This window comes from Marinobacter sp. B-12, assembly GCF_056857915.1.
In genome coordinates this window covers 49223-70302 of sequence record NZ_JBSXOB010000046.1, presented here as the reverse complement: position 1 = coordinate 70302, position 21080 = coordinate 49223, and the positions used below count along the sequence as shown (strand labels likewise).

The window sequence follows — 21080 nt, the reverse complement described above, 5'->3', positions numbered from 1 at the left end:
CTTGTTTACTCCTGCTGATTATCCCGGGGGAGCGTCTTCGTCCACCGTGGGCTCGACCGGATCGCCGGTGTCATCAACATCTTCGGCGTCCACTTCGGCTTGATCCATAATCGCTTTCGGTAGTTCTTTTTTAACACGAACGCCCAGCTCTACAAAGCGATTGGCTTGCGAGATAAGGTTACCGCGACCACGGGTGAGCGTGTTCATCGCCGAATCATAGGTTCCCTGCGCGGTGTGCAACTGGCTTCCCAGCTTCTCCATCGCTTCTACAAACACCCGCAGCTTGTCATACACTGCACTGGCTCGGTCGGCAATCCTACGCGCATTCTGGCTTTGACGCTCGTATCGCCAGATATTTTCAATGGTTCGCAAGGTCGCAAGCAATGTCGTTGGTGTAACCACAATAATCTTTCGCTCGAATGCTTCTGCGAATAGGTTCTCGTCCTGCTGAAAAGCAGCCACAAAGGCCGGTTCAATGGGCATGAAAAGAAACACAAAGTCTGGTGAGTGCAGACCGTGAAGCTGGCTGTAATCTTTCTCGCTCAGGGCGCGAATATGATTACGCACCGCTTCGACGTGCTGGCGAAGGGCTTCGTCCTTGGCGGTCTCGTCCTCTTCCGTTGCCCACTGCTGGTACGCCACCAGGGATACCTTTGAATCCACCACCAGATTTCGGCTGTCCGGCAAGTGGACAATGACATCCGGGCGCAGCAACTGGTTGTCCTCATCGCGATAGCTGCCCTGGGTTTCATACTCGATGCCCTTGCGCAAACCTGAGCGCTCAAGGACGCGCTCCAGAATCAGCTCACCCCAATTGCCCTGGATTTTCTTGTCACCTTTAAGCGCCTTTGTGAGGTTGGAGGCTTCTTCAGTGATCTGGCGATTCAGCTCCTGCAGGGACTTGATTTCACTTCTCAACGCTTGCCGATCCCGCGTTTCGGTGGTATAGACATCCTCCACCCGTTTGCGGAAGTCCTGGAGTTGATCCCGGAAAGGATTCAGCAGGGTATCGATACTGGTGCGGGTCTGCTGGCTGAAGCGTTCACTTTTCTGCTCGAAAATACGATTGGCGAGATTCTCGAACTCCTGTTTCAACGCATCACGGTTGCGTTCCAGCAACTCCAGTTTTTCTGTGGTTGCGCGGCGTTCCTTATCCAGCGTTACTTCCTGCTCGCGCAGGGAAACGCGTGCATCTCCGAGCTCGCGGGAAAGCTCGTCCGCTCGCTGTTGCTGGGACTGTCTTTCTGCTTCCAATTGCTCAATACGCGCCAGTCGCGACTTGCTTTCGGATTCCAGCCCGGCTACCCGATTTTCCAGTGTTGCCGCTCGCTGTCGCCAGTGTTCGGTGTCCAGGCCCGCTTGCTCAATCTCGGCTTTGCCGTTTTCGAGCGCAGCTTCAAGCTGATGGAAGCGCTGTTCATCAATTGCCCGTGCATAGCCAAACTCACGGAGTGCGGTTCTGGCACGACTTCCCTTAATCACAGCGAACACCAGAAAGCACAGCATTACCACCACCAATATCAGCAAAGTGACGGTCTCCGGCCCACGCCCCACTACATCGATGATTGCCTCGGGCACCCCGATCTCCTCTAATAATTGACTCGAACATTACGATAGAACAACAGTTTACCGTATTGACGGAACCTTTTTGGTCGGACTCACGTCAAAGGTTTGCCATTCACTGGTTCTGGTGGACTGATTGGCAAATTTCCCGACCCAAAGCATCCGGCTCTGGACTCGGAACGTAATATCATCTAAAACGGTGAATATGGCCTGTTTACCGACAGAATGGCTGGTTTGCTGCCGGGTGCCATGGTCCAGGAGCAGTATAAAGGACAGGAATTCAACATGCTCAAAGAGCTATGGAGAAAACTGGGATCTGAATTCTCCTATTCGGGGTGTTCGGATGTGGAAGGCAGTGAATACCGCAAGCCTGGCGCACGAGCCAGCCACGGTGGTTTCCGCATTCTTCCCCATATGACCCATACCGGGGAATTCCATCTGGAACGGTTGACCGGCATCCTGAAGGGACGCTACGGCAGAACCTTCCAGAACAATGGTGACGAATCCATCCGCGACCTGATTCACTTCGCTTCCCGCATTCAGGATCAGGATGTCCAGAGAGAGCTGCTATTGTTTTACCTGAACTGCTCCCCTGTTGTGCAGGAATACCTCCGCTCCGAAGAAGTTCTTGTCAAAAGCCACTTCCTTTCCCAGGCATCTGGACGAAAATAATACCCGCCGTTAATGATCTGTAAACCGACTCAACAGTTATGATGTTGTATACTTCCGACCTGTGATTACAAGTGACTGTTCTTGCACAAATACGAAATATCCTTGCAGCGCTCTGTAATTAAAGTATCAAAGCCATGGATTCAGGGGTTTCGGATCTTGTCTATACGTTCAGAGTTTGGAAAGTTGGCTGCGGCCGGCCTTGTGATATCACTCCTCGCTGGCTGCACCGCAGATCGTTACTTCATGGTGCCGAAGCAGGATCTTGAAGCGCTGAATACCTCCGTTATAAATCAGGGAGAACAGGTCGTTCGCCTTGAGAACCGGACGGATGAGAACTTCCAGGCGCTGACCCGGCTGAACGAGGAATCCACCAAAACCATCCTCGAGGCAATTACCGAGCAAATCGAGAAACCCGCCTGCCCCCCCGCCCCAAAACAACAGGCCTGCACAGCTGGACAGTCTGATCCCAAGAACAACGGAAGGGCCGACCGACTCAAAGGCAAGGTTGTTGTAGGCGAGCTGGAGAAATTCTATCTGGTTGGCCCTGATCTGATTTACGACGCTCGCATTGACAGTGGAGCGGAAACCTCTTCATTGGATGCCCGAAACATTACCCGGTTTGAACGGGATGGGAATAACTGGGTAAGGTTTGACGTTCCGGTCCCCGGCGCCGACGACTTCGTGACGTTGGAACGGGAAATCTCACGCCGGGTCAGGATTATCCAGTCCAGCACCGATGAATCAGAACGCCGTGTGGTTGTAGAGTTGCAGTTCATGATCGGCAACCATCGGCAACAGGCTGAGTTTACACTGACCAACAGAGAGCACCTCTCGCATACGGTGCTGGTTGGCCGCAACATTTTGAGGGACGTCATGCTGATTGATGTGGGCAAGGAGTTCGCCACCGAACTGCCCGATAAACTGCCAGCCGAAGAAAATGGGGATCAACCTTGAGTAGCCGCTCGCGCATCCCGTTTTTTTTCGCCATCCTCCTTCTCATTGCAGCTGGGATTTCTATTGCCATTTGGCGGCATGTCGAACTCGGCATTCCCTGGTTTACCGGGGAGCAGAAACCCGTCTGGATGGTGGAGGCCCGAATCGACTTCGACGGCACAGGCGAACCCGTACTCGCCAGCCTGAACATCCCCGATCAGCCGCCACAATTTCGCATCATCTCGGAGCAGGCTGCGTCTCCCGGTTACGGCTTTTCCATTGTGGATGACTCCGGTGACCGCCGGGCTGAATGGTCAAAACGCGATGTCAGCGGCCCCCAGACGCTCTACTTCAAGGTCCAGCTGATCCCGGATGACAGAGCCCTGGGCAGCCAGCCCAAACGCCCCCCCAAGCCCGAACCGGTCTTCTGGGAAGAGCCTCAAGCGACCGCTGTGGAAGAACTGCTGCAACAGGCAGCAGAACGCTCCAGCACACCCGAGAGCATGACCCGGGAACTGATCAAATTGCTGCAACCGGACCAGGGCGCCCAGAACACTACCCTACTCGTGTCCGAAGCAAACTACATTGATCTGCTGACCCGGATGCTCAACCATGCCGGCATTCCCGCCCGGACGGCAGACGGCCTGGCTCTGGAAGATGCCAGACGACGCCAGCAACTTCGTCCTTTCCTGCAGATCTACGATGGTGCCCGTTGGCTGACATTCAACCCTCGCACAGCGGAACAGGGGCTTCCGGAGCACGTCTTGCTATGGCGGCAGGCAGCTGTCTCCTTGCTGGATATTGTGGGTGGTGACAATTCAGACGTTAGCTTCTCCATGCTTCGGCAAACCATCCCGGCGCTGCAACTGGCCCAGGCCCAATCCGGCAAAAATGGTCTCGGTTTCCTGAGCCTTTACCAGCTCCCCATCGAAGAACAAAGCATGTTCAGAATGCTTCTGTTGCTTCCTCTCGGGGCGCTTGTCGTGGCCTTTATGCGTATTGTCGTCGGTATACGAACGTCCGGTACGTTCATGCCGATACTGATCGCCGTGGCATTCGTTCAGACGACCCTGATTCCGGGGCTGATAGCCTTTATTTCCGTGGTGGCCATTGGCCTGCTTATGCGCGGCTACCTGTCAAGCCTTAACCTGTTGCTGGTCTCGCGAATTTCCGCGCTTATTATTCTTGTGATCTTTATCACCGCCGGACTGAGCATCGCGGGTTATCAAATGGGCTTCAACACGGGAATGACCGTCACCTTTTTCCCGATGGTTATCATCGCCTGGACGATAGAACGTATGTCCATACTCTGGGAAGAGGAAGGCGCCCGAGAGGTGTTTGTTCAGGGAGCTGGCAGTCTGTTTGTCGCAGTCTGTGCCTTCCTGATCATGAGCGCGCCCCTGGCGAGCCACCTGACGTTTAATTTCCCGGAACTCCATTTCGTGGTTTTGGGGTTGATCCTGCTGATGGGACAGTACACGGGCTATAAGCTCACAGAGCTCCGTCGTTTCTATCCGATGAAGGCGTATAACTGATGGGCTGGATTTCGCCCTTCAAACTGAACCAACTGGGCATGCTAAACATGAACCGGCGCAATGTAGACTACATTGCGCGGTACAATAGCCGCTCGTCCTACCCGTTGGTGGACAACAAACTGAAAACCAAGCTGGTGGTTGCCGAATACGATGTTCGCACCCCCAGGCTGTTGCAAGTGGTTCGCCAACAACACGAAATCTCCCATTTCCGGGAGATGGCTGAAGACCTGGACGGCTTTGCCATCAAACCGGCCAAAGGTTCCGGGGGCAAAGGGATTACCGTGATTACCGGCCGGGACGATAACGAATACGTCAAGGCCTCAGGTTCACGGGTATCCTCGGGTCACCTTGAGCGACACCTATCCAACATTCTTGCCGGACTCTACTCACTGGCCGGCACGCCCGATGTTGCCATTGTCGAGAATCTGGTGGAATCGATTCCATCGCTTGCCAGGTATTCTTTCCAGGGCGTGCCGGATATCCGCATCGTCGTTTTCCAGGGTTACCCTGTAATGGCGATGCTCCGGTTGGCTACGACTGCCTCGGATGGCAAGGCCAACCTTCACCAGGGTGCCGTTGGTGTTGGACTCAATATCGCCAATGGCCACAGCCTGAATGCGGTACAGTTCAATCGGCCGATCACCCTGCATCCCGACACAGGCCTCGCCCTGGAAAACCTGGTGATAGATGACTGGCAGGAAATGCTGGTAATGGCGTCACGATGCTACGAGGCAACCGGGCTGGGATATATGGGTGTCGATCTGGTCGTGGACGCAAACGAAGGGCCTTTGCTGCTCGAGCTGAATGCCCGCCCTGGCCTGGCCATCCAGATGGCCAATGGTCGCGGGCTGTTGCCCCGCCTTAGAGAGATCGAAGCCCTCCGAAGGACGCACTTCACCCCGGAAGAAAGGGCCGCATTCGCTATGGATACCTTTACGTCTAAAACCTGACTTCCGAATAGCAGGCACAAAAAAACCGGGGCGAACCCCGGTTTTTTTACTTTCTCACACGTCTCAGAGCTTGCCCTCGGCAATCAGCAGTTTGCGCTCATGAGTTAGGCCTTTGAGCAGGCCCCAGGTCATGACCAGCAACACAGCTGTGAACGGAAGACCGGCAGTAATTGCAGCCGCCTGAATCGCGCCCAGTGCATCTTCGCCGCCACCGAAAATCAGTGCTGCGGCAATAGCACCTTCCATCACTACCCAGAACACACGCTGCGCAGTCGGGGCGTCGGTTTTACCGCCCGCGGTAATGCTGTCCACAACCAGCGAGCCGGAATCAGACGATGTTACGAAGAACACCAGCACCAGCACGATACCCACGAAGGATGAGATCGCAACGAACGGCAGGTTAGCGAACATCTGGAACATTGCCAGAGACACGTCTGTCAGACCATTCTCAGCCAGAGCACCGATGCCGTCCTGAATCTGTTCCAGAGCGGAACCGCCAAATGCGCTCATCCAGACCACGGTAATGACGGTCGGTACGATCAGTACCGCTGTCACGAATTCACGAACGGTGCGGCCCTTGGAGACGCGCGCGATAAACATACCAACGAACGGTGACCAGGAAATCCACCAGGCCCAGTAGAAGACTGTCCAGCCGTGGAACCAGGCCTGGTCTTCACGACCAAACGGATTACTCAGTGCCAAGGCATTGCCAACGTAACTGGATGAGGTTACCCAGATGGTCTCGAAGACGGTCATGGTCGGACCGGCGAAGATGATGAAGAACAACAAGATGCCGGCCAACGACATGTTGACGTTACTCAGAATCTTTACGCCACCGTCGAGGCCACGCAGCACTGAAATCAGGGCAAGAGCCGTCACACCCGTGATGATCGCCATCTGCACATTGATACCGGACGAAATACCAAACAGGTAATCAAGACCGGAAGCGGCCTGCTGCGCACCGAAACCAAGGGAAGTCGCAAGACCAAAAATGGTTGCCACTACCGCCAGGATATCAATGATATGGCCGGGCCAGTCCCAAACCTTATCGCGGAGCAGTGGAAAGAACGCAGAGCGGATCGTCAGTGGCATGTTTTTGTTGTAGGCGAAAAACGCCAGCGACAGCGCCACAATCGCGTAGATTGCCCAGGGATGCAGGCCCCAGTGATACATGGTTGCACCCATGGCCAGCCTCGCGCCCTCAGCCGTATTGGCTTCAACACCAAGCGGTGTTTCATACCAGCCCGTGTAATAGGCAACTGGCTCGGCGACAGCCCAGAACATTAGGCCGATACCCATGCCTGCCGCAAAGAGCATGGCAAACCACGACATCGTCGAAAATTCCGGTTTGGCATCCATCCCGCCGATGCGGATTTTGCCGACTGGCATGAAGATCAGGGCGAGAGATACAACGACAAAAACGTTGGCACTGAGCAGGAAGAACCAATCAAATTGTGCGATGGTCCACCATTTGGCGCCATCGAGGAGCTCCTTTGCCTCCCCTGGGAAAATCAGTGTCCCTATTACAAACGCAACAACAATAATTGCGGTAATCGGAAACACTGGCGCGTGCAGATCCAGGCCGAACGGATTTATATTATCCTGGCCTGCGACGTAATCCGTCTGGTATTCGTCTTTTACAACGTCGCCCACGTTTTGAGCCTCCTGTTGGTGTAAAACGTTTCAATATTCGGATGCAAACGTTAAAAGCTCGACATCTTATTGCTTTGAGTTCAAAACATCAAAGAGCGGACACATACGCCCTGAAAGCAATCTTAGACCAATATTTCGGTATCTGTGCAAAATACTCCCTGATCCGCTTTGCCACACTGGAACGCAAATCCCGCGCGAATACTGTTAATATTTTGAGAGAAAACGGCACACCCACTCTGAGGAACTTATGGATAAAACCGAAACCTTCCCCTTTCGATATACGCTTTATGCGCTGAGCCTGACCGGCTTTATAGCTTCGTTACTGGCCAGTGCCATTTGGGGAGGCTGGTTTTATGTTGTACCCATCCTGTTCGGGTTACTGGCGGCGACCGGCACATGGGATCTTGTTCAGCGTAAACACACGGTTAGCCGAAATTACCCCATTCTCGCGCATTTTCGGTACTTTCTCGAATCGATTGGCCCGGAAATACGCCAGTATTTCATTCAGTCTGATACGGATGAACGTCCCTTTTCACGAGAACAGCGCACCATCGTTTACCAGCGAGCAAAGAACGTGCTCGACAAGCGCCCTTTCGGCTCACAGTTGGGTATGTATGACGAAGGTTTTGAGTGGATCAATCATTCTCTCCAGCCATCCACCCTGAAAGATGCGGATTTCCGGATCGTGATTGGAAAACAGTGCGCAAAACCCTACAACGCCAGCGTCTTCAACATTTCGGCAATGAGCTTTGGGTCGTTGTCGGCCAATGCCATCCTGAGCCTCAATACGGGCGCCAAAATGGGCGACTTCTATCATGATACTGGCGAGGGCTCCATATCCCGCTATCACCGGGAACCCGGCGGAGATCTGGTTTGGGAAATCGGCTCCGGTTACTTCGGATGCCGCAACAAGGACGGTACCTTCAACGAGGAGATATTCGCGCGCAACGCCACTCTCGACCAGGTAAAAATGATAGAGGTCAAACTATCCCAGGGCGCCAAACCTGGACATGGCGGCATTCTTCCCGGCGAGAAAGTGACGCCGGAAATTGCTGAGGCCAGAGGCGTCGAAGCTGGCAAGGATGTCGTTTCCCCGGCCAGCCATTCAGCGTTCTCTACACCCAAGGAATTTCTCGAGTTCCTGGAGAAACTTCGTGATCTGTCTGGCGGCAAACCAGTGGGTTTCAAACTGGCCATAGGTCACCCCTGGGAGTGGTTCGCCATCGTCAAAGCCATGCTGGAGACAGGAAAAACACCGGATTTCATCGTTGTGGATGGTGGCGAAGGTGGTACCGGGGCGGCCCCCCTGGAATTCATCAACCGTCTCGGAACCCCCATGACAGAAGCCCTGCTACTGGTGCACAACACACTGGTGGGCACCAACCTGCGCGAGCACATTGCCATTGGCGCTGCGGGCAAGATCACCTCGGCATTCAACATAGCCAGAACCCTGGCGCTGGGGGCAGACTGGTGTAATGCGGCGAGGGGCTATATGTTCTCTCTCGGCTGCATACAGGCGCTCAACTGCCACACTGGACGGTGCCCGAGCGGCGTTGCAACCCAGGACCCGAGGCGCAGCAAAAAGCTTGATGTTCAGGATAAAAGCCAGCGTGTTTACAACTATCACAAAAACACTCTGGAGGCGCTGATGAACCTGCTTGAAGCGTCGGGACTCAAGCATCCGTCTGAACTTGGGCCGGAACACATCATCCGCCGCACGTCCAAGACGGAAATCCATTCCTACATGGACCTGTTCACGTTTCTTGAACCAGGCGCCCTTCTGGAAGGAGAAACCGGTGAAAGAGTGTTTGATACCTACTGGCCGAACGCCACCCCGGACAGCTTCGCCCCGCCAGAATTTATTCGTCAGCTTCGCGAAACCAAACTGCGATAGAAGGGCCCGAAGAATTGGCAAATGGATGTTTATTTTTATCCGAGGCTGGTGTAGACTTCGCTCCCGCTAAGCCACTGAGATTTCTCTCAAGTTTCTCTCTGGCCACTGGCAATTCGGGGCGTAGCGCAGCTTGGTAGCGCACTTGCATGGGGTGCAAGGGGTCGAAGGTTCAAATCCTTCCGTCCCGACCAATTAGATCAAACACTTAGCCCGATATCGAAAGAGTCGGGCTTTGTTGTTTCTGGAGAACAGCCTTTCTCGTCACCGTTTGGTCACCGTTTCTCAAACCCTTGGAAATCTCGTCACCGATGACGCCGTGCTGGCGGAGTCTGCCTGGAGCTATCGCTTCCCAGCACGCCAGACAGGTCACTTAAAGCGCAAAGCGTTCAATGACCAGAGCTATTGCCTGGGCGGCCCAGAAGCGCCTGTGTGGACGTTATCGGGACCTGACCCGGGCGGTAAAGAACACCAAGCTCGTGTGTGTCGCCGTGGCGCGAGAGCTGACGGCTTTATCTGGGACATTATCTGCCAGGTGATGCCCAGCGCGCACGCGGTATGAGAGGCCGTAGCCACTAAGCCGGAATTGAATTCAAGTTATCAGCAATCAAACTCATGGAGATACTAGGCACCTTAGGATCGGGCCGGTGTGGAGAACCCTTGGCCGGGCTATACCGACACTTATCAGGGAACATCCCAAAGGGCGTTCCCGGCAAGTGATCCCTGCTCTTAGAGAAAGGCAAGCTCCGCGACGCAGTGAAGTCAGGTGGTAACCAACCCACGTATATCAGTACGATCCACCGTCGCAGTCTGCCGGATCCTGTCCTGACCTAAGGTGCCTGGTATCTGGAGGTGCAACATGTGAAGTCCGTGCAAGCCTTGACAGTTCAAAACATATCAGCCTGTATTCTTCCTCAGAAACTTCTGAATCTCGCCGACGATGCCACTCTGGAACGCGATGACAACCAGAATGAAGATGCCACCGAGTACCGCATCCACCCAGTCTCCAAGGGGCCCCTGGGAGAGTTGATACTCCAGATTAACCACAAAGGCGGCACCCACCACGGGGCCTAACAGAGTGCCGCTACCGCCGAGCAGCGTCATCAATACGACCTCGCCAGACATGTGCCAGTGAGCATCCCCCAGGGAGGCCAGCTGGAACACCACCGTTTTCACCGAGCCGGCCAGCCCAGCCAGGCCGGCCGAAATCACGAAAGTCAGCAACTTGTACTGATTGACGTTGTAGCCGAGGGAAACAGCGCGGGGTTCGTTTTCCTTAATGGCCTTGAGAACCTGACCGAAAGGCGAACCGACAACGCGCTGCACCAGCAGATAACCGCCGAGGAACACCGCCAGCACGAAATAGTACATGGCAAAGTCGTTGTCAAGGTCGATAAACCCTAGCAGCTGGCCACGGGGTACGCCATGGAGCCCGTCTTCACCGTTGGTAAACGGTGCCTGGACGTAAAAAAAGAACACAAGTTGAGCCAGCGCCAAGGTGATCATCGCAAAATAAATGCCCTGACGACGAATGGCAACCACCGCAAAGCCAAGCCCAATCAGGGTAGACGCCGCCGTTCCGGCAATAATACCCATTTCTGTGCTCAGGTCGGAGTATGTGGAAAGCAGGTAGCCAGTCACGTATGCGCCGGTGGCCAGGAAAGCAGCATGCCCGAATGACAGCAGGCCGGCGAAGCCCAGCAACAGATTGAAAGCCACCGCAAACAAGGCAAAGCACAAGATCTTCATCAGGAAAACCGGGTACATCACCGCCGGTGCGAGGAGTAACAGTGCCAGTAAGACACCATTAAGGATCTGCTTTTTCAAATTCTCTGTTTTTTGCTGTTGCAGCATGGTCTTCTGGATATCGGACTGATTCACAGGGTTGGTCATGATTACTCCTCCCTACCAAACAGGCCCGACGGGCGCACCAACAGAACGACCACCATCACCAGAAAGATCACAGCGGATGAGGCTGATGGGTAGAATGTCTTGGTCAGACCTTCGATGACGCCCATCAGAATTCCAGTGATGATGGCACCGGCAATAGAGCCCATACCGCCGATGACCACCACCGCGAACACCACGATCAGGATGTGGGAGCCCATCATCGGAGTAACGGAATAAATCGGCGCCGACAGCACGCCAGCAAAGGCGGCGAGCATCACGCCAAAGCCGTAGGTCAAGCTGACCAGCAATGGCACGTTGATCCCGAAGCCCTGCATCAGTTGGGCATCTTCGGTACCGGCTCGCAGATAGGAGCCGAGCTTGGTTTTCTCGATCATAAACCAGGTGCCGAAGCACACCAACAGCGCAATCACAATTACCCAAGCACGATAGTACGGCAGAAACATAAAGCCCAGATTGATGCCGCCCTTGAAGATGCCGGGCATGGCGTAACGCAGACCCGAGACCCCGTAAATATTGGTAAGAATGCCCTGAACCATCAGCGCCACGCCAAAGGTGAGCAACAGACTGTAGATATGATCCTGCCCGGCGATGCGGCGCAGCAGGAAGTACTCAATTAGCATACCGAAACTGCCAACCAGCAACGGTACCACGAACAACGCTATCCAGTAGTTGATGCCCAAGGCGTCGAACAAAACGACGGCGACCAAGGCCCCCAGCATATACATCGCACCATGAGCAAAATTGATAATTTTGAGTAGGCCGAAGATGACCGCCAGACCGAGGCTTAATAGGGCGTAAAACGCGCCGTTAATAACCCCGAGTAACAGCTGGCCTGATAGCACAGCAACGGGGACTCCCAGAATCATGAACATGTTGCGAACTCCAAAAGCAGCGCAGTCGTGACAACCGGTTTGCGAATCCGTAGTTTTTAGTGGACTCCCGCCGGGAGAGCAGGGAGTCCGGTCGCTCAGAACATCAGTTACCCGTTACGAGCTGGCATTTACTCTCGGACAATGGGCGGAAGGCTTCATCGGCCGGGAGGGTGCGGACGATTTTATACAGGTCCCATTCACCCGTGGACTCTTCTGGCGTTTTCACCTCAACCAGGTACATGTCATGCACCATGCGGCCGTCTTCGCGAATGCGACCATCAGTGGCAAACATGTCGTTGATCGGTGTCGCCATCATCTGCTTACGGACAATTTGCGCGTCATCAGAACCTGTCGCTTCCACAGCCTTCAGGTATTGCATGGTACTGGAGTAGATGCCCGCATGAACCATGGTGGGACGCACTCCAGTCTCCTCGAGGAAGCGATCTGCCCACGCCCGGGTTTCCGGGTTCATATCCCAGTACCAACCAGTGGTCAGCTGGGTACCCTGGGCGACCTCGACTCCCATGGCGTGCACGTCGTTCAGGAACAGCAACGTGGCAACCAAGATCTGGCCGGACTGGGTCAGACCAAACTCACCAGCGGTGTTGAGCGCGTTGATAGTGTCAGAACCCGCGTTGGACAAAGCGACCACATCCGCTCCGGAAGCTTGGGCCTGCAAGATAAACGAGGAGAAGTCTGGCGTCGGGAACGGATGACGCAGGGTTTGGACAACCTCACCACCGCTGGCTTCGACCACACGGATAAGGTTGGACTCCAGTTCATGGCCACCGCTGTAGTCCGCGGTCAGGATGAACCAGCTCTTGCCACCCTCATTAACGACCGCGGTGGCGGTGCCATTGGCCAGCGGATAAGAATCGTACACGTAATGGATGTGGTTAGGCGTGCAGTGCTCGTTGGTGATGCTGGACGAGGCGGAGCCGCTGACAATCCCCAACTTGTCATTTTCTTCCAGGATATTGATGACGGCCAAGGTTACCGACGAGGCCACAAAGCCGGTGACTAGGTCCACGTTCTCATACTCAACCCAACGACGCACGGTACTGGAGGCAGAGTCCGGATTGTTGCGATCATCGGCACTAACGACTTCAACCTTGGCTCCGCCAACCTTACCACCAAAATCGGCAACAGCCATTTCCAGGGCAATTAGGCCATTAGGGCCGCTCAGATCACGATAGGGGCCGGACATGTCCACCAGATAACCGATTTTGACGGTGTCATTCGAAATTTCAGCCTGTGCGCTGCATACTATCGTCGCTGATGCAACAGCTGAGGTCAGAAGCTTTTTTATAATTGTCATTGCTGTATCTCCGTTATTATCATTGCTTAGTTTGCTATGGGGATTTATTGCTTTGTCACCACCGGACCCCATAAGCCCAGGCAGTCATTCAGACGCCCAGATAGTCATTCAGCATCGACTGCCTGGCTTCAAGCTCACCGGCACTGACTTCCAACACAATCTGGCCGCGCTCCATCACATAATGGCGATCTGCCAACGGTGCGGCGAAATGAAAATTCTGCTCGACTAACACAATGGTCAGGCCGCTCTCCTTAAGTTTAATCAACACCTCGCCAAGCTTTTCGACGATCACCGGCGCCAAGCCCTCGGTGATTTCATCCAGCAACAGCGTGTTGGCACCGGTACGCAGGATGCGCGCCATGGCTAGCATCTGCTGCTCACCGCCGGAAAGCTTGGTGCCTTGGCTGAAGCGACGTTCGTACAGGTTGGGGAACATGCTGTATATTTCTTCCAGGCCCATGCCACCACTGCGCACTACCGGCGGCAGGGTCAGGTTTTCCTGAACACTGAGCGCGGAAAAAATGCCCCGGTGCTCGGGGCAATACCCAACGCCAAACCTGGCAATGTGGTGAGGGGCGTATGACATTGTCTCCTCACCGTTGATCATGATAGAGCCGGTACGGCGCCCCACCATGTTCATAATAGCCTTGAGAGTAGTGCTACGACCGGCACCGTTGCGCCCCAGCAGGGTAATCAGCTCCCCTCGTTTCACCACCAGATCGATGCCATGCAGGATGTGGGACTCGCCATAGAAGGCATGCAAGCCGGCCACCCGAAGCTGTTCATATTCTCTATTCGAAGGCTGGCTCATTCGGTAGCCTCCTGTGTCGCGCTGGCGCTGGTCGAGGTGCTGCCCATATAGACTTCCCGCACTCGTGGATCGGCGGAAACTTGCTGGTAGTCCCCTTCGGCCAGTACCGAGCCCCGGGCCAGTACGGTGATGCGATCACACAGTTTGCTGACAACGCCAAGGTTATGCTCCACCATCAGCACCGTGCGGCCCTGAGCAGCCTTTCGCACCAGCTCCACCACTCGTTCCACGTCTTCACCGCCCATTCCCTGGGTTGGCTCATCCAGCAGTAGCAGATCAGGCTCCATGGCAAGGGTAGTCGCCAGCTCCAAAGCGCGCTTGCGTCCATAGGCCAACTCAATGGTGATGGTATTGGCAAACTCGGCTAGCCCCACCTGATCCAACAACTCCATACACCGCTCGTTGAGAGTGTTCAGGCTGTTGCCGGATTTCCAGAAGTGGAAGGAAGTCCCCGCGAAACTCTGCAGCGCCACACGAATATTTTCCAGGACCGTCATGTGCGGAAAGACTGCCGAAATCTGGAACGAACGCACCACGCCCTTCCTCGCAATAGCAGCAGATTTCATCGAGGTGATGTCCTGACCCTTGAACAAAATCTTGCCCCCGGTAGGAATGAGGAATTTGGTGAGCAGGTTGAAGACCGTAGTCTTACCCGCGCCATTGGGCCCGATCAGGGCATGGATGTGGTCCTGCTGAATCTTGAGGTTTACGTCATCGACTGCCACAAAACCCTTGAACTCTTTGACAAGGCCTTGGGTCTCCAGAACAAACCGATCACTCATCTGCCACAGTCCTTTTTATTTTTAAATTGAACGAGCGGAACTTTTATTGACTGTGGATGACCTTATCAAAACTTTTAAAATCACCCCCCTCCCATAAGTGGGGGGCGAACGGACTGCCCGATTGTCGCAGTGGTAAGGTAGCGAGGCTCTGAAGTATCCGAAAACCGGGGAATTCCACATGTGATTGGCTCCGCCAAGCCGAAAACGGTTAAGCTAAGAACAGCAGGGTTGATTCTCGTTGAGGCTAGGAGTGGCGGTCGGCCTCACGAATTAATCCGGACTCAATGTTTAGTAATAGTCAGGGAGGGGTCTCGGGTGACAAAAAAAGAACTTGGCCAAACTGCGCGGGATAAAGTGAGCGCTAATTGGCAGTTGCCGCTGATACCTACCAAGCTATCTTCTCCAAAAGTATCGGGGCACCTGGTGGCTCGTAACCGCTTAGGTAATTTGGCTCCAGTCGTTATGGAGCGCGCATTGACATGGGTGCAGGCTCCAGCTGGCTACGGTAAAACCACCCTATTGAGCCAGTGGCGTGAAACCCATCTTGCCGAGGGGGCGGTTGTGGCCTGGGTCAGTTTGTCGGAAGAGGACAACTCCGCGCACCGTATTCTCTCTTATGTGGTTGCCGCACTCTCTGCGGCTCGGCCAAGCCTATGCGATGGGGCCCGCTCAACTCTCAACTCCGGGCCATCAGTCCCAACTCAGCTTGCCGAGGCGGTTCTGATTTCTGAGCTGGAAGCGTGTGAAGAGGAAATAGTGCTTATATTAGACGACTATCATCTGATTACCGACCCTCAAGTGCACAAGCTAATGTTGCACCTTCTTCAAAATCGCCCCAAAAACCTGCACCTGGTGATCGCAACCCGGTCCGATCTCCCATTGCACTTGTCAAGACTGAAGCTGGAAAATCAGCTATTAAAGGTAGATGTATCTGATCTTCGGCTTGATTTTAACGAGCTCGAAGATTTTATAACTGAAGTGGTGGAGCTGGAACTTCCCAAGAATGTTGTCAGGATGCTCTACACTATCAGCGAAGGCTGGATCGCGGGTGTGCAGATCGCAGCCCTTTCACCTCGGCTCAAGAAAGAACCTCAAACATATCTTAAAGAGTTTACCAGCGGGTCCAAAGATCTACGGAATTATCTCCATGAGGTGGTAATGGATCTCTTGCCTCCTGAACTTGAGCAGACTCTGCTTCGCTGCTCAATTTTGGATCGATTCAACGCCCCTCTCTGTGAGGCGGTGGCTGGGGTAAGCGACGGACGGGCTCTGCTGGAAAAACTCTCGAGCTTAAATCTTTTTTTGTTCGCACTTGACGATCAAAATAATTGGTTTCGATTCCATCGGTTGTTTTCTGATTTTCTCCGCGAGCATCTGCGAAAATTGGGGCATGATGAGATAGTTAAACTCCACCGTACCGCATGCAACTGGTTCGCCGGTCAACAGCTATGGGCCGAGGCGGTCAGCCATGCGCTGGCTATAGAAGATACAGATCTTGCCCAGAAATTTATCGAACACTGTGCGCGGGATATGCTTGGGCAGAGTCGTGGGGGCAGGCTGCTCAATTGGGGGCGGCAATTACCTGAAAACAGACTGAGCAAGAATATTCATCTGCGCTTTGCAATGGTTCAGGCGAAGCTGCTGATGATGGAGCTTCCACCCATTCAAGGTCTGCTGCATGACATTGAATCAGATTTTCAGAGAGACGATGACGCAGATGTGGAAGGTCGGCGAGAATATGTACAGGCTCAGCTTAAGATAGCGTCGTCACTTCTGGCAATGCTGGAGGATCGGCTGGATGAAGTCCGGCTGTCAACGGGCTTTCTGGTGGAGCAGCATGAAAAGCTACAAGAGTTCGACTCTGAGGTGGTTTTTTTTATTTTGGGGTATGTATACCTTCACCAAATGCGTTTTGACCAAATAACAGAGATTCAGCAGCAAGCGGCCCGAATAAAAGGTAAGCCCCATTTTGGTGCGGCTTACCGAAAGAGCTTTGAAGGCTTGGCCTGGTTCTGGCGAGGGCGCCTGGATAAGGCCCGGTTCTTTCTTGAAGAGTCGCTGAACGCTGCAGAAGCAATAGCTGGGCGACACTCAATGACCTCTGTAACGGCGATCGCCAGTCTGGCTGAGCTGTGCTACGAGCAAAATGACCTGGAGCAGACAGAGGAGCTACTAGCCGCAGCCATGACCGCCCCCTTGGATGCCTGCTTGCTGATAACAGCCCAAAGTATCTATTCGACACTGGCACGAATTAGTAATTTAAAAGGGGCAAAGACGGAATCCTGGGAGTCACTTGAAGAGTTAGAAAAAATTGCATTGAAAAGGGGGTGGAAACGGCTGGAGGCTCACTGTTACCTTGAGCGAATCCAGTCTGATATTTTGCAGGGGGATAGCGTCGCAGCGACTGGCGAGTTGTTACGCTTTGAGCAATACCTTAAAACGATTGAGGTTGACCTGGACCTGGTTGCCAGGGAATTCATTCAGGATGATTGGCTGATATCGAAATCCCGGGTAGAACATCTCCATCAAGAGGGTTCTGCAGTGCTCAAGCCATTGGCGCAGCGGATACAGGTCCTTGATCACCAAGGTGCTCTGCATCGCAGCGCCAAATTCAGAATGTTGTTAGCTCTGTCTCAGTGGGGCGAGGGCAATTTCAAGGCTGCCAAGCAAACCTTGATGCCGGCGTTGAAGCTGGGCGAGACGCAAGGGTTTTGCCGTACCTTTATCGATGAAGTCCAGGGAGGGCAGCTGCTTTTGGCGCAAATCGCCTCTGATTTGACGGTAGAAGAAAGTAGCCTAGCTCCTTATTTAAAATGTTTAATCGATGCCATGACACCTCCTAAGGCATCCCTTGGCGTACCTGAACGAGAAGAGCCCGCATCAAACCCTAAGCTTTCAGATTTGGAGCGTTTGAATATATCTGAGGTGACTGGGAGGGAGCGCGAAATCCTCGGGTTAATTGGAAATGGTCTCTTTAACAAGGAGGTAGCTACTGCTTTGGGAATCTCCGAGGGTACCGTTAAATGGCACCTCAAAAACCTCTACAGCAAGCTGGGCGTATCCAGCCGTACACAAGCATTAAAAAAGGCACAAGGTCTCGGTTTGATTGACTGAGTTTTTCTCTGATCGCTCGATGCATACGCAGTTCTATCGGGCGCAATGCATAAGCATTGCGCCCGATAGAGTTAAAGCTTCCAGCTTATTTAGAAAAAATATTTATAGCGGCTGTAGCTTCTTCAACGCCGTAAATGCCGCCGCCATTTTCCTGTATCGCAATTCGGGCACCATCCACTTGTCGTTTTCCGGCCTCGCCCCGCAACTGCGTTACCAGCTCGTAAACCTGCCCAAGCCCAGTCGCGCCGATGGGATGCCCCTTCGATTCAAGGCCACCAGACGGGTTAATCGGAACACGGCCACCAATCGTAAAGTCGCCCTGCTCTGCAGCTCTACCGGCTTCACCGTATGGCGTCAACTGGAGGTTTTCTACCTGAATGATTTCACCCATCGCAGTCGCATCGTGAACCTCCGCCACATCCACATCGGCGGGTGCTATGCCTGCTTTTTCATAAGCCTCTGCGGCGGCCAATGCCGTAAGGTGGTTTTTATAGTCTTCATAGCCCCGGTTTGAGCTGGAACGGACGACGCTACTGAGCAGCTTGACCGCACGAGAAGAGTCCCCTTTAAGGCGTTTCAGTCCCTCAGCGTTACATAACACAGCAGCAGCTGAACCGTCTGAAATTGGTGCACACATTGGCAGCGTGAGCGGGTACGTTATAGGTGGAGCGGCCAACACCTCGTCGATCGTATAAGCGACCTGGTATTGAGAGCGCGGGTTATGAACAGAGTGTAAGTGGTTTTTAGCCGACACAGCTGCTATCTGCCGCTGCGTCGTTCCAAACGTTTTCATGTGTTGGCGAGAAAATGCTGCATAAACATCCATGAACATGGAATATGGCCTAGGAGATTGGGATCCTTCTGGACACTCAACCCCCTCACCCATTTTCAGCAAGGTGTCACGGTTTTCTTCAATGGTCGTAACATCCCAGGCAGAATCAAAAGCCGCAAACATTTTGGATTTGTCAGGATCATTCATTTTTTCAGTGCCAACGGCAATAGCAATATCGCAAGAGCCGCTATTAATCGCCATGGCGGCTAGATGAAGTGCCGTGCTCGCGGATGCGCAGGCTCCTTCCAGATTGAATATGGGAATACCTTCAAAGCCCACTGAACGCAGAGCGATATGGCCAGGTATCATATGCTGGTCGTGCATAAACCCAATCACGCAAGAGGCAAAGTAGGCCTGCTGAACGTCTGTCAGTTCGGCCCCTGCGTCTGTCAATGCTTGCTCAATTGATTCTCGGGTAAGATCTTTATAACTGCGATCGAGATGTCGACCAAACTTGGTCATACCAATTCCGGCAATATAAATTTCGCTCATACTGTATGTGCTCCAGACTAAAAATATTTTAGCAGCTACCTTTTATGCAACTACAGACTAATTGCCCCAGGTCATCAATATTAATCACTGGCGCTATGGCGATTACATTCCAAAAATGCCCACTTTAATCAGGAAATTTGACGCCCTTTTTTCCAATACTGTTCACGAACTTTTCTCCGGAGTACTTTACCGACGACACTAGTAGGAACCTGTTCAACAACCAGAATGGTTTTAGGAGCCTTGTAGCTTCCAATCAAGCTTTTGACATGACTGATTAGCTCTGCTTCAGTTACATTCTCATCACCCCGCAACACAACCTCGGCATGAACAGCCTCTCCCCACTCTTCATGAGGAATTCCAACCACTGCGGCCATCAATACACTGGGATGACTATTGAGTGCGGATTCAACTTCATTGGCGTAAATATTAAAACCACCGGAAATGATCATATCTTTTTTCCGGTCAACCAGATAAATGAACCCGTTATCGTCCATATAACCCAGGTCTCCGGACTTCCAGAATCCATTTTGAAACTCTTCAGCAGTCAACTCTGGCGCGTTAAGATATCCCAGACAAATGCTGCGGGAACGCACCCAAAGCTCACCGGTCTCACCTTTCGGAAGTTTGTTACCTTTCTCGTCAACAATAATACACTCAACACTCGGTGTAGGTTGACCTGCAGAACCCAACCTAACTTCATCCTCCTCGTTATGAATGATGTGCTGCTTGGTGCTCATATTTGAGGCAAAACCAAAGTGTTCGGTAGAACCGTAGCCCTGTACAAATATATTTCCAAGCTTCGCCTGGAGTTGTTTGAGTTTGCCCGAGCTCATGGGAGCTGCTCCGTACACCACAAATCTGAGGGAACTTAAGTCAGACTCAATGTCGAGCAAGCGGTAAAGAATGGTCGGCACCAAGAAAGTGAGTGTGGCCTTCTCATGTTCAATATTGGCACAGTATGCATTCAAGTCCGGACTATTCTGAGTTATCGTACATCCTCCCGAATAGAACGTTGGCAATACCAGCATACCGCTGCCGTGGCTAATAGGAGCTACATGTATGCATCGTGGCTCTGCAATCCACATATCTTTGTCGTCAAAGGCAAACGCGGTATCACGACAGCTCAGCCAGTTATCAATATTATACATTGCTGGCTTGCCTTTACCGGTAGTACCCCCGGTAAATCGAATAATGGCGCAATGCTCACGATCATCAAGCTCGACATCAGGATTATGATCGGGCGCACTATCAACCAAATCCCAAAAATAATGGACGCCATCAAGCTGTTCTTTAGGTTTATCCATTACTACGATTGAAACATTCCGTTCCTTAAGCATTTCATAGTGAGTTTTAAGAAGCTCAGTTTCTATAAACGCCACCTTGGCGCCAGCCGCTTCTATCTGCCACGTGTGCTCGTCAACAGAGTCCCGAAAGTTGGTAAAAGCACCTGTCGCACCACCCTTGAAAATAGTGGGGGCATGAATCAAGGATAAATTGTCATTATCCAGTATGTTAACAAATCGGTCACCGATACCCAGCCCCAACGTGGCCATCATCATATTCACGATCCGATTAGACAGAAGGTGAAACTCGGCAAACGTGTACCTTCGATTACGCTCGATATTTACGATTGCTTCTTGATCGCCAAATCGATTTGCAAGTGATTCTATGTGATTACTAAAATTAATGTTCATATCTTCCACCTCTTGATAGTAGTTTTATTCTTATCTTCCTATACCTACGCTAGAATT

The 21080-nt window shown here is 53.0% G+C and carries 15 protein-coding genes, 1 tRNA gene and 1 pseudogene; 8 read left to right on the top strand and 9 right to left on the bottom strand.

Going from position 1 to position 21080, the window contains the following annotated elements; genetic code table 11:
* Positions 1 to 5: 5 nt before the first annotated feature.
* Positions 6 to 1527: pseudogene (locus AC13D2_RS07790) on the bottom strand (DNA recombination protein RmuC).
* 321 nt (positions 1528 to 1848) lie between these two features.
* On the opposite strand from AC13D2_RS07790, the gene AC13D2_RS07785 reads away from it, so the two are divergent.
* The 4 genes from AC13D2_RS07785 to AC13D2_RS07770 all read left to right on the top strand — a co-directional run bounded on the left by AC13D2_RS07785 (position 1849) and on the right by AC13D2_RS07770 (position 5653).
* Entirely contained in the window at positions 1849 to 2235 is a 387-nt protein-coding gene (locus AC13D2_RS07785; protein ID WP_292048533.1) for a hypothetical protein, read from the top strand.
* A 156-nt stretch (positions 2236 to 2391) separates the two neighbouring features.
* On the top strand, positions 2392 to 3189 hold the full coding sequence (locus AC13D2_RS07780) for an ATP-dependent zinc protease family protein (RefSeq protein WP_300498850.1): 798 nt from the start codon (positions 2392 to 2394) through the stop codon (positions 3187 to 3189).
* Positions 3186 to 4703 (top strand): inactive transglutaminase family protein, encoded by a 1518-nt coding sequence (locus AC13D2_RS07775; RefSeq protein WP_292048534.1) that lies wholly within the window; start codon positions 3186 to 3188, stop codon positions 4701 to 4703. The genes AC13D2_RS07780 and AC13D2_RS07775 overlap by 4 nt, the downstream gene beginning before the upstream one ends.
* Positions 4703 to 5653, top strand: coding sequence for an alpha-L-glutamate ligase-like protein (locus AC13D2_RS07770; RefSeq protein ID WP_292048535.1), 951 nt, complete (start codon positions 4703 to 4705; stop codon positions 5651 to 5653). The genes AC13D2_RS07775 and AC13D2_RS07770 overlap by 1 nt, the downstream gene beginning before the upstream one ends.
* A gap of 63 nt (positions 5654 to 5716) precedes the next feature.
* Here the strand turns inward: AC13D2_RS07770 and AC13D2_RS07765 are convergent, their stop codons facing one another.
* Complete coding sequence (locus tag AC13D2_RS07765) at positions 5717 to 7306, bottom strand: BCCT family transporter (RefSeq protein ID WP_482938434.1); 1590 nt, start codon at positions 7304 to 7306, stop codon at positions 5717 to 5719.
* A 247-nt stretch (positions 7307 to 7553) separates the two neighbouring features.
* On the opposite strand from AC13D2_RS07765, the gene AC13D2_RS07760 reads away from it, so the two are divergent.
* The 3 genes from AC13D2_RS07760 (at position 7554) to AC13D2_RS07750 (ending at position 9759) form a co-directional block, all read left to right on the top strand.
* Entirely contained in the window at positions 7554 to 9200 is a 1647-nt protein-coding gene (locus tag AC13D2_RS07760; RefSeq protein WP_482938433.1) for an FMN-binding glutamate synthase family protein, read from the top strand.
* A 114-nt stretch (positions 9201 to 9314) separates the two neighbouring features.
* A tRNA-Pro gene (locus AC13D2_RS07755) sits at positions 9315 to 9391 on the top strand.
* Between the two features lie 41 nt (positions 9392 to 9432).
* The gene (locus AC13D2_RS07750; protein ID WP_482938432.1) at positions 9433 to 9759 is read left to right on the top strand and encodes a hypothetical protein; all 327 of its coding nucleotides are present in this window, start codon (positions 9433 to 9435) and stop codon (positions 9757 to 9759) included.
* 335 nt (positions 9760 to 10094) lie between these two features.
* On the opposite strand, the gene AC13D2_RS07745 is transcribed toward AC13D2_RS07750, so the two are convergent.
* The 5 genes from AC13D2_RS07745 to AC13D2_RS07725 all read right to left on the bottom strand — a co-directional run bounded on the left by AC13D2_RS07745 (position 10095) and on the right by AC13D2_RS07725 (position 14891).
* The gene (locus tag AC13D2_RS07745; RefSeq protein WP_482938431.1) at positions 10095 to 11090 is read right to left on the bottom strand and encodes a branched-chain amino acid ABC transporter permease; all 996 of its coding nucleotides are present in this window, start codon (positions 11088 to 11090) and stop codon (positions 10095 to 10097) included.
* A gap of 2 nt (positions 11091 to 11092) precedes the next feature.
* On the bottom strand, positions 11093 to 11980 hold the full coding sequence (locus AC13D2_RS07740) for a branched-chain amino acid ABC transporter permease (RefSeq protein ID WP_339783039.1): 888 nt from the start codon (positions 11978 to 11980) through the stop codon (positions 11093 to 11095).
* Between the two features lie 103 nt (positions 11981 to 12083).
* The gene (locus AC13D2_RS07735) at positions 12084 to 13298 is read right to left on the bottom strand and encodes an ABC transporter substrate-binding protein (protein WP_482938430.1); all 1215 of its coding nucleotides are present in this window, start codon (positions 13296 to 13298) and stop codon (positions 12084 to 12086) included.
* Between the two features lie 88 nt (positions 13299 to 13386).
* Positions 13387 to 14109, bottom strand: coding sequence for an ABC transporter ATP-binding protein (locus AC13D2_RS07730; RefSeq protein WP_339783035.1), 723 nt, complete (start codon positions 14107 to 14109; stop codon positions 13387 to 13389).
* Positions 14106 to 14891 carry an ABC transporter ATP-binding protein gene (locus AC13D2_RS07725; protein ID WP_482938429.1) on the bottom strand — a complete coding sequence of 262 codons (786 nt, stop codon included), beginning with the start codon at positions 14889 to 14891 and terminating at the stop codon, positions 14106 to 14108. Before AC13D2_RS07725 ends, AC13D2_RS07730 begins: the two co-directional genes overlap by 4 nt.
* Positions 14892 to 15206: 315 nt before the next feature.
* Between AC13D2_RS07725 and AC13D2_RS07720 the strand changes: the two genes are divergently transcribed.
* On the top strand, positions 15207 to 18005 hold the full coding sequence (locus AC13D2_RS07720) for a winged helix-turn-helix domain-containing protein (RefSeq protein ID WP_482938428.1): 2799 nt from the start codon (positions 15207 to 15209) through the stop codon (positions 18003 to 18005).
* Positions 18006 to 18090: 85 nt separating this feature from the next.
* Here the strand turns inward: AC13D2_RS07720 and AC13D2_RS07715 are convergent, their stop codons facing one another.
* Both AC13D2_RS07715 and AC13D2_RS07710 read right to left on the bottom strand, forming a co-directional pair.
* The gene (locus AC13D2_RS07715) at positions 18091 to 19329 is read right to left on the bottom strand and encodes a thiolase family protein (protein WP_482938427.1); all 1239 of its coding nucleotides are present in this window, start codon (positions 19327 to 19329) and stop codon (positions 18091 to 18093) included.
* A 128-nt stretch (positions 19330 to 19457) separates the two neighbouring features.
* Positions 19458 to 21023: a class I adenylate-forming enzyme family protein gene (locus AC13D2_RS07710; RefSeq protein ID WP_339783027.1), complete on the bottom strand. Its 1566-nt coding sequence runs from the start codon at positions 21021 to 21023 to the stop codon at positions 19458 to 19460.
* Between the last annotated feature and the right edge of the window lie 57 nt (positions 21024 to 21080).